General features: G+C 59.2%; 10 protein-coding genes and 1 pseudogene. 8 read left to right on the top strand and 3 right to left on the bottom strand.

The window, feature by feature from the left end:
• Nucleotides 1-37: 37 nt before the first annotated feature.
• The 7 genes and pseudogenes from BPSY_RS08265 to metF all read left to right on the top strand — a co-directional run bounded on the left by BPSY_RS08265 (nt 38) and on the right by metF (nt 9901).
• Complete coding sequence (locus tag BPSY_RS08265; protein ID WP_051921857.1) at nt 38-928, top strand: ABC transporter ATP-binding protein; 891 nt, start codon at nt 38-40, stop codon at nt 926-928.
• Between the two features lie 173 nt (nt 929-1101).
• Nucleotides 1102-2862, top strand: a complete 1761-nt coding sequence (locus BPSY_RS08260; RefSeq protein WP_033496303.1) for an ABC transporter ATP-binding protein — start codon at nt 1102-1104, stop codon at nt 2860-2862.
• Nucleotides 2862-4832 carry an ABC transporter ATP-binding protein gene (locus BPSY_RS08255; RefSeq protein ID WP_033496305.1) on the top strand — a complete coding sequence of 657 codons (1971 nt, stop codon included), beginning with the start codon at nt 2862-2864 and terminating at the stop codon, nt 4830-4832. The genes BPSY_RS08260 and BPSY_RS08255 overlap by 1 nt, the downstream gene beginning before the upstream one ends.
• A gap of 81 nt (nt 4833-4913) precedes the next feature.
• Complete coding sequence (locus BPSY_RS08250; protein WP_033496307.1) at nt 4914-5969, top strand: tRNA (adenine-N1)-methyltransferase; 1056 nt, start codon at nt 4914-4916, stop codon at nt 5967-5969.
• A gap of 34 nt (nt 5970-6003) precedes the next feature.
• Entirely contained in the window at nt 6004-6558 is a 555-nt protein-coding gene (locus BPSY_RS08245) for a SixA phosphatase family protein (protein WP_033496309.1), read from the top strand.
• Between the two features lie 182 nt (nt 6559-6740).
• Nucleotides 6741-9053 (top strand): 5-methyltetrahydropteroyltriglutamate--homocysteine S-methyltransferase, encoded by a 2313-nt coding sequence (metE, locus tag BPSY_RS08240; RefSeq protein WP_033496312.1) that lies wholly within the window; start codon nt 6741-6743, stop codon nt 9051-9053.
• A 1-nt stretch (nt 9054) separates the two neighbouring features.
• A pseudogene (metF, locus tag BPSY_RS08235) lies at nt 9055-9901 on the top strand (methylenetetrahydrofolate reductase [NAD(P)H]).
• Nucleotides 9902-9979: 78 nt separating this feature from the next.
• Here the strand turns inward: metF and BPSY_RS08230 are convergent.
• From BPSY_RS08230 to BPSY_RS08220, 3 genes are read right to left on the bottom strand one after another with little or no spacing between them, the layout of a single operon-like run.
• Nucleotides 9980-10318 (bottom strand): hypothetical protein, encoded by a 339-nt coding sequence (locus BPSY_RS08230; RefSeq protein ID WP_033496314.1) that lies wholly within the window; start codon nt 10316-10318, stop codon nt 9980-9982.
• A 26-nt stretch (nt 10319-10344) separates the two neighbouring features.
• Nucleotides 10345-11199, bottom strand: a complete 855-nt coding sequence (locus BPSY_RS08225; protein WP_033496316.1) for an ATP-binding cassette domain-containing protein — start codon at nt 11197-11199, stop codon at nt 10345-10347.
• A gap of 21 nt (nt 11200-11220) precedes the next feature.
• Nucleotides 11221-12393, bottom strand: coding sequence for an ROK family transcriptional regulator (locus BPSY_RS08220; RefSeq protein WP_033496318.1), 1173 nt, complete (start codon nt 12391-12393; stop codon nt 11221-11223).
• A gap of 266 nt (nt 12394-12659) precedes the next feature.
• On the opposite strand from BPSY_RS08220, the gene BPSY_RS08215 reads away from it, so the two are divergent.
• Nucleotides 12660-13805 carry a substrate-binding domain-containing protein gene (locus BPSY_RS08215; RefSeq protein ID WP_033496320.1) on the top strand — a complete coding sequence of 382 codons (1146 nt, stop codon included), beginning with the start codon at nt 12660-12662 and terminating at the stop codon, nt 13803-13805.
• Nucleotides 13806-13872 lie beyond the last annotated feature (67 nt).

Here is a 13872-nt window from a genome sequence, read left to right as displayed (position 1 = left end):
CAGGGTGTAATCGACTACCAAGCGAAGGTGTCAGAAGATGAATCAAGTCGGCAACGGGGATCACGCCGAAGCCGTGAAGGCTGAGCCACGGCGGGCGCTCGACCTGAGGGGTGTCGAATTCCGCAGGCAGCGCCGTGTGATACTCACCGATGTCAATCTGAGTATCGCCCAAGGTGAGAAATGGGTGCTGTTCGGCCCCAACGGCATCGGCAAATCCAGCCTGGTGTCGATGATGAGCACCCGTGGTTTCCCCAGCGAAGGCAGCGTGGAGATCCTCGGTAACCGTCTGGGCAAGGTCGACGTCTTCTCCTACCGCAACCGCATCGGATTGTCGTCGGCGGAGTTGTCACGCGCCTTTCCACCGGAAGAGGATCCCCTCGACGTCGTCGTGACCGCACTCACCGCGACGACCGGAAGGTGGCGCGACTCCTATACGCCAGAGGAATACGGCAGGGCGCTGGAACTGATGACTCGGTTCGGGGTCGAATATCTGCGGGGCAAACAGATGTTCAAGCTCTCGGAGGGTGAGAGAACGCGTATTCTGATATGCCGGGCGCTGATGGCGGATCCAGAGCTCCTGATCCTCGATGAGCCCACCACGGGGCTTGACCTTGGAGGACGGGAACTCGCCATCCGGGCATTAAGCCGCATCGGGGCCGATGAGGGCGGCAAGGCCGTGGTGCTGGTCACGCATCGACTTGAGGAGATACCCCAGGGCTTCGATCATGTGGCGATCATGGGACGCATCGAAGGTGACGAATCGGCCGCCCACCAGGACGCCGTATCCGGTGCCGATCCGAAACCGGGGACCATCGTGTACCGGGGCGATCTGGAGCATGGTTTCACCGATGAGCGTCTGAGCAGCGTGTTCGGGATTCCTCTGCACGTTTCACGGCAGGATGGGCGCTGGTCCGCCTTCGCGGTGTAGCAGGTCACGGTTGGGGCCGTCGGTGACGGGATTCGGTGGCGCGTTCACGGTTGGCTGAGAATGGGCTGTTTTGCCCTCTCTTGTTATGAGTTGAATCTCCAAGGTAGTACCCTTGGTCAGGTTTTGCGTTGAGCCGGGGGCTCTGCGCCTGTTCGTAGGTATGTGGAGGATGAATGTTAAGACTATGGGGCAAATACCTCAGGCCGTATTGGATACAGGTCACCATACTGGTGGTGTTCCAGGTGGCGCAGACCGTGCTGAACCTGTATCTGCCTAATCTTCAGGCGGACATCATTGATAACGGGGTTGCGGCCGGGGACAAGGATGCCATCTATCGCTACGGCTTCCAGATGATAGGGATCTCCCTGGTGCAGATCGTCGCCAATCTCGTCGCGGTCTACTATTCGACCCGTCTGGCGATGAGGCTCGGCTATGAGACGCGTCGCGATATCTTCAGCGCCGTCGAGGATATGAGCCTGCAGGAGGTGGAGCGTTTCTCCGCGGGTTCCCTGATCACCAGGACGACCAATGACGTCCAGCAGGTGCAGATGACCACCATGCAGGTGCTGCTCATCGTGCTTCAGGCACCGGTGCAGTTCATCGGTGGTTTGATTCTCGCATTCCGACAGGATAGGCCGCTGACCTGGTCCCTGGCGGTCATCCTGCCAGTGGTGCTGCTGGTGGCGGGCATTCTGATGTCCCAGATGGGCCCCTTGTTCGGCAGGATGCAACGCACGCTCGATGCGGTGAATAAGCTCGTCCGCGAGCAGATCAGCGGTGTGCGCGTCATCAGGGCTTTCGTGCGTGAGCGCAGTGAGGCCGAACGATTCCACGTCGCCAATCGCAAGGTGTATGACACCTTGATGTCAACCGGTCGTCTGATGAGCATGATGATCCCGCTGCTGTTCTTCATCATCAATCTCTCCAATGTGGGAATCATGTGGTTCGGTGGCAAACGCATCGAGTCAGGCGGTATGCAGATCGGTTCCTTGCAGGCATTCATCCAGTATCTGATGATCATCCTCATCGGTCTGATGATGGCCGCCATGATGATGGTGATGGTTCCGCGTGCATCGGTCGCCAGCAAACGCATCAACGAGGTGATGGATGCCAAGAGCAGCATCACCGCACCCGAGCATCCCTACGTCGTGGAGTCACCGATGGGGAAGGTCGAATTCAGAAACGTCGGCTTCTCATATCCCGGTGCGGACGATCCGGTGCTCGCCGATCTCTCCTTCACCGCGGAACCCGGCAGCACCACGGCCATCATAGGGTCCACCGGTTCGGGAAAATCAACGGTGCTGCGTCTGATGAACAGAATGTTCGACGTGACCTCCGGTTCGGTGCTTATCGACGGGCATGACGTCCGTGAATACGATCCCGCGGAACTCAATCTGCTCTTCGGCCAGGTTCCGCAGAAGGCCATCCTGTTTTCCGGCACCATCCGCTCCAATATGCTGTATGGTGCCGAAGACGCTTCGGATGACGACATCTGGAACGCCCTGCGGATCGCGCAGGCGGAGGAGTTCGTGCGCGAGAATCCCCAGGGACTCGACGCCCCGGTTTCGGAGGGCGGTACGAATTTCTCCGGAGGACAGAAGCAGCGCCTGTGCATCGCACGCGCCGTTCTGCGCCATCCGAAGATCTACACCTTCGATGACGCCTTCTCGGCGCTTGACGTCGCCACGGACCGCAAGTTGCGTGAAGCCCTGGCTCCCGTCACCCGGGATGCGACCCAGATCATCGTGGCGCAGAGAGCCACATCGATACGTGATGCCGATCAGATACTCGTGTTCGAGTCAGGTCGGATCGTAGGCAGAGGAAGGCATGACGAGTTGATGCTCACATGTCCCACATACCAGCAGATCGTTGAATCTCAAGGTGGTTTGGGTCCTGATGTGGAGACCTTGAGCCTGGACGGGAGGGGAGCATAATGTCACGAGCTTCAGGAATGCCCGCTGCCATCCCAGTGCAGAAGAAGGGCCAGACGGGCAAGATCATCAAACGCCTGTTGCATTATCTGCTGGCCAGCAAAATCCGCGTCGGCATCATGGTCGTTTCGGGGATGATCTCCGTGGGCCTGATCGTGTTAGGCCCGAAGATACTCGGAAGAGCCACGAATGTGCTCTTCTCCGGAATCCTCGGCACGATGCTGCAGAAGCAGGGCGTGCCCAAGGGAACACCGATGAAACAGGTCATCGCCGCATTGCATGCGAGAGGACAGGGTTCTCTCGCCGATATGATCTCATCGATGGATGTCAAGGTCGGCGAAGGCATCGACTGGTCCAAATTCGGCACGATCCTGCTGATCGTCATCGCGATCTATCTGCTTTCGATCCTGCTCAGGCTCGTGCAGAACTTCCTGATGACACGAGTCGTCTCGAATGCGGTGTTCCGGATGAGGGCGCAGATCGAAGACAAGATGTCCCGTCTGCCCCTGCAGTACTTCGACAGAACGCCCCGCGGCGAGGTCATGAGCCGTACGACCAACGACGTGGACAACATCTCGCAGACCTTGCAGCAGATCCTCGGCGAACTGTTCTTCTCGGTGTTCATGGTGGTGGGCACCTTCATCATGATGCTTACCATCTCACCATTGCTGACGCTGATCGCTTTCATCATCATCCCGGTGATGGGCTTGTGCGCGGGCTTCATCATGAAGAAGACGCAACCGAACTTCATCGCCCAATGGGCCAAGACCGGTGAGGTCAACAGCCATGTGGAGGAGATGTTCTCCGGTCATATGATCGTGCGGTCATACGGCAGGCAGGATGTGGCGAAGGCCGAGTTCGAAGGGCGCAACCGCGAGTTGTACGACGCGTCATTCAAGGCCTCCTTCCTCTCATCCCTGGTCACACCGGTGACGACCTTCTTCGGGAATCTGAGTTTCGTACTGGTCGTCATCTTCGGCGGTGTCAAAGTGCTCTCCGGCACCTTGAGCCTGGGTGACCTGCAAGCCTTCACGCAGTACTCCCGGCAGTCTTCGCAGCCACTCGGCGAGTTGGCCTCGATGGGAACCATGTTGCAGAGCTCCCTGGCCAGCTGCCAGAGGATCTTCGAATTCCTGGACGAGGAGGAGCAGCGGCCCGATCCCGCGGATGCCCATGAGATTGGTGAGCTCACAGGCGGCACCGTCGAAGGGCATGTACGCTTCGACAACGTCTCCTTCTCCTATCGACCCGACGAACCGCTGATCCAGAACCTCTCCCTTCAGGCGAAGCCCGGTCAGACGGTCGCGATCGTCGGTCCCACCGGTGCGGGCAAGACCACCCTGGTGAATCTGCTGATGCGCTTCTACGAGATCCAGGGCGGCGCCATCACCATCGATGGTGTGGACACCTCCACCGTGACCAGAGACAGCCTGCGCCGTCATTTCGGCATGGTGCTGCAGGACACCTGGCTCTTCGATGGCACGGTGCGCGACAACCTGTTGTATGGCGTGCCGGAAGGCCGTCATCTCAGTGAAGAGCAGATGCTTGAGGGCGCCAAGGCGACCCATGTGGATGAATTCATACGCAGACTGCCCGAAGGCTACGATACGGTTCTCAACGAGGACAGTTCGGAACTGAGCCAGGGGGAGCGGCAGCTCATGACGATATGCCGTGCATTCCTCTCCGATCCGGACATCCTGATCCTCGATGAGGCCACCAGTTCGGTCGATACGAGAACGGAACTGCTTGTGCAGCAGGCGATGAACGCCTTGCGCAAGAACAGGACCAGCTTCGTCATCGCGCACCGGCTCTCGACGATCCGCGATGCCGATCTGATCCTTGTGGTCAACCACGGCTCGATCATCGAACAGGGCTCGCATGACGAGCTGATAGCCCTCAACGGCGCCTATGCCACGCTGTATAATTCACAGTTCACACAGGCATCGGATGACACCGATGGCGGTTCACTCTGACAGCTCGGATCACTTCGTGCTGGTCACCTCTGCGATGCAGCCGGTGACCAGCACGAAGGTCTGGGCGGAGAAGGATAAGACATGGCACTGCGCGGCCCTCTGGAAGTTGGGGAAAAGGTCCAGCTTTCCGATCGCAAAGGGAATATGATCACCACCCAATTGGAGCACGGTGCCGTCATCCAGACCCCGCATGGCCATATCCGGCATGACGATGTGATCGGCCTGAGCGAGGGGAGCGTCATCGTCACCGCAACGACCAAACGCGAGGCCACGGATGACGACAGGCGCAAGCCCTGGAAGGCCGCCAGGGCGATCGGCGGATGGCAGTATGCGGTGATGAGGCCTCGTCTGGCCGATTACGTCCTTTCGATGCCGAGGGGCGCCCAGATCATGTATCCGAAGGATATCGCCCAGGTGCTGAGTCTCGGTGACATCCGCACCGGGATGAGGGTTCTTGAATCCGGAGCCGGTTCGGGATCCCTCAGCATCCATCTTCTCGACGCTGTGGGTGAGCGGGGTTCGCTGACCACGATCGAGCTTCGCCCTGAATTCGCCCGGATAGCGCAGGCGAATGCAACGGTGTATTTCGGCGGCGAGCCGCAATGGTGGCAGCTGCTTCAGGGAGACTTCGATTCCGTCGCGGCCGGCTTGGAGGAGCACAGTTTCGACCGCGTGGTGCTGGATATGCTCGATCCCTGGAACCGCCTGGATCAGGTGGAAAGGGTCATCGCACCCGGTGGTGTGCTCACCTGCTATATCACCACCACCACGCAGATGAGTCGTTTGGCGGATGCACTCAGGGATTCGGAGCGTTGGACGGAACCCACGATCGATGAGACTTTGGAGCGCAGCTGGAAGGCGCAGGGGCTTTCGGTGCGTCCCGATCATCAGATGATCGCCCACACCGGTTTCCTGGTGATCGCGCGCGCGATGACAGAGGGATCCCCGGCCCTGCGCAGGCGTGAGCGTGGGTCCAAAGACACGTATACTGATGTTGATGGTGAGGGTGCTCGTGAATCGTTCGAGGCGTTGGAGCTTCGGGATATCTCCGATAGGAAATTGAGAAAGGTCATCAGGGATCTTGACCATCAACGCAGCGTCATCGAGCACGACGCACCAGACGATCCGAAGAAGTGACCGGGGCAGTGCCGGCCGTTGAAAGGTACGCGGTATGGGTGTGAAGATCAGCAAAGTGGCGAAGCGGGCCCATTCATATGAGTATGTGCTGGTGGTCATGCGGCATGGCAAGGCGGATGCCTTCGGCAGCGTCGACGACCGGGCCAGGCAGCTTACGGAAAAGGGTGCCAAACAGGCGAAAACCGTCGCCAAAGGCCTGATGTCGATGGATCTGATGCCTGACCGTATAGCCTGCTCAGGTGCGGATAGGGCGCGTCAGACCTTGGAGCGCATGCTCAAGGTCTTCGGGGACAAACCCAAGGTCGATATGCGTCAAAGCCTCTATGAGGGCGGTGTCCAGTCCGTTCTCGACGAACTCCAGGCCACGAAGACCAAACGCAAGGTGCTGATGGTCCTCGGCCATGAACCGACGGTATCCATCAGCTGCCAATGGCTCGCCACATCGGACTCCGACCCCGCACTGCTGGATCTGTTGAATCTGGGCATGTCTCCCGCCAATATCGCGATATTCGCTTCCGACCAGCCCTTCAAGGAATGGCAGGTGCATAGCGGCACCCTGCTCGCCGTCCTCGGCCCCCACGATTTCTGATTCCCGGCACCGTGATGGGGCGGGCGCATCGTCGTCGGCCACCCGGTCCCGTCACGGAAGAGGCCATCGCCCCGCAGTATGTATCAATCGGATTTATAGCGACACATCAATCCGCCTGATTACTCTGTTCCTTCAGTGTTTTGCTAGTCTTCAACAGTCGCCTATCATCCATTGGAGGTTTCATGTCCGTGCCCACATCTGTAGTCGGTTTCCCCCGCATCGGTTCCGATCGGGAGCTGAAGAAAAGCATCGAGGGCTATTGGAGAGGCAAGCACGGCATCGATGACGTGAAGGCCACGGCCAAAGGGCTTCGCGAACGCCATTGGAACATCCAGCGGAAAGCCGGCATTGGGCTGATCCCCAGCAATGACTTCAGCTACTACGACCAGCTTCTGGACACTTCGATACTGCTTGGCGCGATTCCGCAACGATACAAGCGTCTCGCACTTTCACCCGAGGACACGCTTTTCGCGATGGGCCGCGGGTATCAGGGGGAGAAGGGCGACGTCACCGCGTTGCCGATGAAGAAGTGGTTCACCACCAACTACCATTACCTCGTTCCCGAAATCGACGATTCGGTATCCATCACACTGGCCGGGGATAAACCCTTCCGTGAGTTCGAGGAGGCGAAGGCGCTCGGTATCGTGACGAAGCCGGTGCTGATCGGCCCCTATACCTTCCTTAAATTGGCCCGTCGTCCGGAAGGCGCTCCGTTGGCCATCGACCGTGGTCTTATCGATCAGGTGGCATCGGCCTACGCTTCGGTGCTGCAGCGTTTCGCGTCATTGGGCGCGGACTGGGTGCAGTTCGACGAGCCCTATCTGGTTCTTGACAAGGAACGCGGGGATATCGAGCTCTTCAAAAGCCTCTATGCGAAGATCCTGCCGTCACGGCGTGCGCAGGAAGGCAGCGTTCGACTTCTGCTGCAGACCTACTTCGGTCATGTGGGCGATTCCTATGAGACCCTGGCGCTGCTGGGCTTCGACGGCATCGGTCTCGACTTCGTCGAAGGCAAGGATGAGAATCTTGCGGCCCTGGCGAAGTTCGGTGTGCCGGAGCAGACCACGATATTCGCCGGAGTGGTGAACGGACGCAACATCTGGCGTAATGATTATGCGGTGAGTCTCGGCATCCTGGACGCCGTGCGCAAGGTCACGTCGCGCGTCGCGGTCTCCACAGCGAGCTCACTGCTCCACGTTCCCTTCAGTGTGGCGAACGAGGATGGTCTGGACGAGCAGGTACGCCGTCATTTCGCATTCGCCGTGGAGAAGCTGGATGAACTGAAGGAGATCGCCGATCTCGCCGATGCAGGCGACGAGGAGCGCAGGGCTTCCGAAAGCCTGAAGCGCAACCAATCGCTTTTCGACGGACGACGTGTGACGGCGGATGAGTCCGTGGTCAGTCGTATCGCCGCACTCACCGAGGATGAACTCAACCGTCAGCCTGCGCGCAGTGAGCGCCAGCGCCTGCAACGCGAGGAACTCCATCTTCCCGTGCTGCCGACGACCACCATCGGTTCCTTCCCCCAGACGAAGGAGGTCCGCGCGGAACGCGCGAAGCTCCGTCATGGTGAGATCAGCCAGGAGGAGTACGACGCCTTCATCAGATCGCAGATCGATGCCGTGCTGGCGAAGCAGGAGGCGATCGGTCTCGATGTGCTGGTGCACGGCGAGTTCGAACGCAATGACATGGTCGAATACTTCGGTCAGAATCTCAATGGCTTCCTCTTCACGAAGAACGCCTGGGTGCAGTCCTATGGCACCCGCTGCGTGAAGCCCCCCATCGTATGGTCGGATGTCTCCAGGGCGAAGCCGATCACCGTGGCCTGGAGCGCCTATGCGCAATCGAGGACAGAGCGTGTGGTCAAAGGCATGCTGACCGGTCCGGTGACGATTCTGAACTGGTCCTGGCCACGTGAAGACATCACCCACGAGCAGCAGACGACCCAGCTCGCACTCGCCATCCGTGACGAGGTCCTTGATCTGGAAGCGGCCGGCATCAAGGTGATCCAGATCGACGAGGCGGCTCTGCGTGAAAAGCTTCCGCTGCGCAAAAGCGATTGGCATGCGCAGTACCTCGATTGGGCCATACCCGCCTTCCGTCTGGTGCATTCCGGCGTCAAGCCCGGGACGCAGATACACACGCATATGTGCTACTCCGAATTCAACGACATCATCCGTGACATCGATGCGATGGACGCTGATGTGATTTCCTTCGAAGCCTCACGCTCCGATCTCACGGTTCTTGACGCCATCCAGGATGCTCATTTCGAGACTGAGGCCGGTCCGGGCGTATACGACATCCATTCACCGCGCATCCCGTCACAGCAGGAGATCGAGGAACGCATCGGCAACATCCTGGACAAGATGGACGCCTCGTCCGTATGGATCAATCCTGACTGCGGTCTCAAAACACGAGGCAACGCCGAAACGTGGCCGAGCCTTGAGCATATGGTCGCTGCGGCGAAGGCCGTGCGTGCGCGTCTGGGGCACTGAGTTGCATTCCACGATGTTCTCTTTGGAGGTGTTCCCACCGAAGCGCAATACCCCGGTGGGAACCATCTATGACACCCTGGACGGTCTTCAGGGCGTCGACCCCGATTTCATCTCGGTGACCTACGGCACCGGCAAACAATCGGATCGCACCGTCACGGCACGGATAGCGCACACCGTCAAGGCCGAATACGGCATTCCGGCCGTGGCCCATCTGACGGCGCTCTACGCCGATCAGCAGACGATAGACGAGGAACTCGGCCTTTTCGAGGCCGCAGGAGTATCCGCTGTTCTGGCTTTGGGCGGCAATGTGCTTCCCGACCGCGAACCCGCCCATGTATTCGACCATGCCAGCGATCTGGTCACCTACATCAGAGAGCACAAGCCGGATATGCAGGTCTTCGCAGCCTGCTACCCGGAGTGCCATCCGCTGGCGGCAAGCCTCGACGAGGACATCCGTCATCTGAAGACCAAGGTGGACGCGGGTGCCGAGCGGTTGATCTCACAGTTGTTCTTCGACAACGCCGACTTTCTGAACTTCATCGACAAGGCCCGTGCGGCGGGGATCACCGTTCCCGTCGAGGCCGGGATAATGCCGGTCACCAGCGCGGCCCAGATCAGACGTATGGTCTCGATGTGCGGTTCGAGGATACCCGAAGGCCTTACTCGGATATTGGATCGCTGGGGGGGATGACCAGGAGTCCCTTCGCGAGGCCGGGATCATCTACGCTTCGGAGCAGATCAGCGACCTGCTGGCCCGGGGCGTCGACGGCATCCACCTCTATACGATGAATCACGCGGGAACGACCCGGCGGATCTGGAACAATACGCACACCCTCTTCGAACGCTGAAGACCGCAATGGCAAGTGGCGCATCCGGATCGGGTATGCCGTTCGTGGCGTGCCCGCAGGGGGCATGATGGTTAGCGTCTAGCGTCGGCCCTGTTTGCCGGAGCCTTTGCCCTGACCTTTGCCTTTCGTGCCCGGTGTGGCCTTGAGATACGGCCAGCGGTGGATGAGCGCGCGATGGAGGACGGGGATCTTCCCTGCACCGAAGCCTATGAACAGTGCGGCGATCGCGATCCATGACGCGGCATCCTGTCCGATGATGATCAGCACCGCGACCACACCAAGGGCGATCATGCCGACCAAGGACGAGTGCTTCTGCTGTCGGTCATTCATCTCGCTGCTGCGCAGCGGCAACGCCCCGAAGAACACTCCGATGGCCACGCCCACTATGGCGATTCCCGCGTATAGCACATACTCCATGCTGATCCCTTCCCGAGCCCTTCGGCTCACTGCGTTTCATACAGATTGCGTTTCATCGATCGATCGATGAGGTGATGCTGGGCGATCATATTGTTGACGACGATCTGCGTCTGCCGTTCATCCTCGAAAGGCTGTCCGCTGGCGTTCACGCCCGCGATCTCGGCGATGATCTGCTCGTAACTGGTCTCCTTGGTGTAATGGACGCCCTTGATGCGTCCCTGCCTCATCACGATGATCCGGTCCGCGACGGCGAAGACATCGGGAAGATCATGACATATCATCAGCACCGAATGGTTCTCGCTTCGCAGACGTTTGATGTAGGAAAGGACCTCGGCGGTCTGCATCACCGAGAGGGATGCGGTCGGTTCGTCGAGGAGTATCAGTTCGGGGTCGCTCAGCAGGGTGCGCGCGATGGAGACGGTCTGCCGCTGCCCTTTGGACAGCGAAGCTATCGGCTGTCCTATGCGGATCACCGAGGAGAGTGTTCTCAGCACGGCCTTCGCCTCACGGTACATGCCTTCGTCGTCCCTTCTTCGGAAGGTCGAGCGTTTCTCCTTGCCGAGGAACAGATTCGATGCGACATCCAGATTCTCGCAGAATTCTGGATCCTGGAACACCGAGGCTATGCCCAGTTCATTCGCCTCCCGGATATTCGAAATCGAAACAGGCTCCGATTTCCAGAGCAGCTGCCCGTCATTGGGCTGGTAAAAACCGGCGAGGGTTTTGACAAGGGTCGATTTTCCCGCTCCGTTGTCGCCCACGACGGCGAGCACCTCACGACGGTTGATCGTCAGGTTCACGTTCTTCAAGGCCTCGATGAAGCCGAAGCGCAAGGAAACATCCACGGTCTCCAGAAGAGGCTGATGGTCATTACCGGTCATGTTATCTCCTCTCTGAGCTAGTCATGACCTGATTCCGATGGTGTTGTCCGCCTTCTCGATGGACATCAGCGCGCCACCGATCGCCGCGTTGAACACCGGATGCGCGGCGGATCTGACCTGCATCGGGGTCAAGGCATCGGGGAAGAGCAGCCGTTGCAGCGATTCGCGGAAGGGATCGAGGAACACATCACCCGTGGTGGACAGGGTGCCGCCCAGGACCACTATCTCGGGATCGACGCAGATGCATAGATCGGCCGCGACGCTGCCGATGCGCAAGGCGGCATCCGAGACCACACGGCGGCATCCCGGATCCGCGTCGTTGGTCATCTTCACCAGGTCCTCAAGCGTCATGTTCCCGTGGGTCACGCTGAGCAGGGAGACCAATCGATCCTCGTCGACCACGGTGTTCAGGCATCCACGGTTGCCGCAGCTGCAGATGCTGCCGAGCGGGTCGACCTGTATATGACCGATCTCGCCGGCAAGGCCGGTGATGCCGCGCAGGAGCCTTCCGTTGATCACGATGCCCGACCCCACGCCGTCATCGGCATGGATGTACACGAAGTTGTCGACGCCGTTGGCGGCTCCGATGCGCATTTCGGTGAATGCCGAGGCATTGGCGTCATTGTCCACATTCACCGGAACATTGAATGCGGTGCGGAAGGGCGCGGTAAGATCCATGCCCTCCCACCCATGCAGGATCCCAGGTATCGCGACCGCATGGGTGCGGTAGTCAAGCGGTGCGCCCACCGCCAGCCCGATGCCCACGATTTCGTCGATGGCGGCACCTATCGCGCTCACCATCTCCTTGATGAGCACCATGATCCGTTCAATGGTCGAATCGGGACGATGGTTCAGCGCCAACGGCATACCGCGCTCGGAGAGCACCACCTTGGCGAAGTCCATCAGCACCACACGCATATGACGTCGTTCGATGTGCACGCCAACGCCGATACCCTGGCGACGGGTGAGCGCCACCAGGGTCGCACGGCGTCCGTTGCGGATCGTCGCCTTGGTTTCGACCACATCCTCGTCGACCAGCTGACGCACCAGATTGGATACGGTCGCCGTGGACAGGCCCGTGTTCTCGGCGAGTTCGACCTGGGTCATGGCACCGTAGTTGCGCACGGTCTTAAGCAAGGTAGCCCGGTTGGCCTCTCGCAATGAGGACTGGGAGCCGAAGAATCGTGCTGTCATAGCAATCTAGCATACAAGCTGTGAAGCCCTATGACGACTGAATGGGGATGAATAGGGTATTTCTTTAACAAACACCCTTTATATATTCAAGACATGAATTCAAACATTAATATTGTTGCTTATTGAGTTGAAGACTTGAACACAAGACTGTATAGTGATAAACACATCTGAATCAGAGATCAGATTGGTGGACAAGGCAGTCCGCCGCTTCCCTCAATGAAGAAGGAGAACGCATGAAAGCAATGGGTGGAACACTAGGTAGAAGGATGGTCAAAGTCCTGGCTGCGGCCACGGGCCTCGCCATGGTGGTCGGGCTGGGCGCCTGCGGCGGCACCCGTTCGGGCACATCCACGGGAGAGTCCTCATCCTTGGAGAAAGGCGCCACGATCGGCATCTCGATGCCGACGAAGTCCGAGGAACGGTGGAACAAGGACGGCAACAACCTCAAAGCCAAGCTTGAAGATGCCGGGTACAAGGTCATCCTGTCCTTTGCGGACGATAAGCCCGCACAGCAGAATTCGGATATCGAGAACATGGTCAACAATGACGCGAAGATCGTGGTCGTCGCCGCGAAGGACGGCACGGCGGTCGGGCCAGCGGTCGAGAAGGCCCGCGATGCCGGCACCAAGGTCATCGCCTACGACCGTCTGATCATGAACACCAAGGCCGTTGATTATTATGCGACCTTCCAACTGGAACAGGTCGGCGTTCTGGAGGCCAACTACCTCATCGATTCGCTGGGTCTCAAAGACGGAGCCAAAGGCCCCTTCAACATCGAACTGTTCACGGGTTCGCCCGATGACAACAACGCCAAGTATTTCTTCAAGGGCGCGTGGGATCTGCTGCAACCGTATTTCGAATCGGGAGTGCTGGTCTCACCGTCGAACCACGGCGGAGGCGTGACGAAGGACTTCACAGTCGACGACTGGCAGAAGATCTCGGTGCAATCCTGGAAAACCGAGCAGGCCCAGAAGGATATGGAGTCGATCCTTGATTCCACATACTCCCAAGGCCAAAAGCTCAACGCGGTGCTCAGCCCCTACGACGGGATCACGCAAGGCGTCATCAACGCGATCCAGTCGAAGCGGCCTGACATGCAGCCGGGCACCGATAGCTGGCCATTCATGACCGGTCAGGACGCCATGGAGATCGCCGTCGCCAACATCAGCCAGGGACTGCAAGGCCAGACGGTATTCAAGAACGTCAACGACCTCGCGGACGCGGTATACGACATGATCATCGAAATCGCCGAAGGCAAGGAAGTGACCGGGCTCAACGGCAAGTTCAACAACAACACCATCGAGGTGCCTTCGAAGCTGCTGGATCCGGTGAGCATCACCAAGGACAATCTGAGCGATCTGGTCAAAGCCGGATATGTCACGCAGGACAAATTCGACCAGCTGACCAAGTAAGCCATGATCCCACGGGCTGCGGCGGCATATGCGCCGCGGCGGCCCGCCTGGGCAGTCATGCAGAGCA

It is taken from the genome of Bifidobacterium psychraerophilum, assembly GCF_000741705.1.
Lineage (GTDB): Bacteria > Actinomycetota > Actinomycetes > Actinomycetales > Bifidobacteriaceae > Bombiscardovia > Bombiscardovia psychraerophila.
The sequence above is the reverse complement of the archived record's forward strand: the minus strand, read 5'-3'. Positions and strand labels throughout refer to the sequence as shown.

Excerpts from the sequence above, each read along its gene's own strand:
- BPSY_RS08265 (WP_051921857.1), top strand. The coding sequence starts at position 38 with ATGAATCAAGTCGGCAACGGGGATCACGCCGAAGCCGTGAAGGCTGAG.
- BPSY_RS08260 (WP_033496303.1), top strand. The coding sequence starts at position 1,102 with ATGTTAAGACTATGGGGCAAATACCTCAGGCCGTATTGGATACAGGTC.
- BPSY_RS08255 (WP_033496305.1), top strand. The coding sequence starts at position 2,862 with ATGTCACGAGCTTCAGGAATGCCCGCTGCCATCCCAGTGCAGAAGAAG.
- BPSY_RS08250 (WP_033496307.1), top strand. The coding sequence starts at position 4,914 with ATGGCACTGCGCGGCCCTCTGGAAGTTGGGGAAAAGGTCCAGCTTTCC.
- BPSY_RS08245 (WP_033496309.1), top strand. The coding sequence starts at position 6,004 with ATGGGTGTGAAGATCAGCAAAGTGGCGAAGCGGGCCCATTCATATGAG.
- metE (WP_033496312.1), top strand. The coding sequence starts at position 6,741 with ATGTCCGTGCCCACATCTGTAGTCGGTTTCCCCCGCATCGGTTCCGAT.
- BPSY_RS08230 (WP_033496314.1), bottom strand. The coding sequence starts at position 10,318 with ATGGAGTATGTGCTATACGCGGGAATCGCCATAGTGGGCGTGGCCATC.
- BPSY_RS08225 (WP_033496316.1), bottom strand. The coding sequence starts at position 11,199 with ATGACCGGTAATGACCATCAGCCTCTTCTGGAGACCGTGGATGTTTCC.
- BPSY_RS08220 (WP_033496318.1), bottom strand. The coding sequence starts at position 12,393 with ATGACAGCACGATTCTTCGGCTCCCAGTCCTCATTGCGAGAGGCCAAC.
- BPSY_RS08215 (WP_033496320.1), top strand. The coding sequence starts at position 12,660 with ATGGTCAAAGTCCTGGCTGCGGCCACGGGCCTCGCCATGGTGGTCGGG.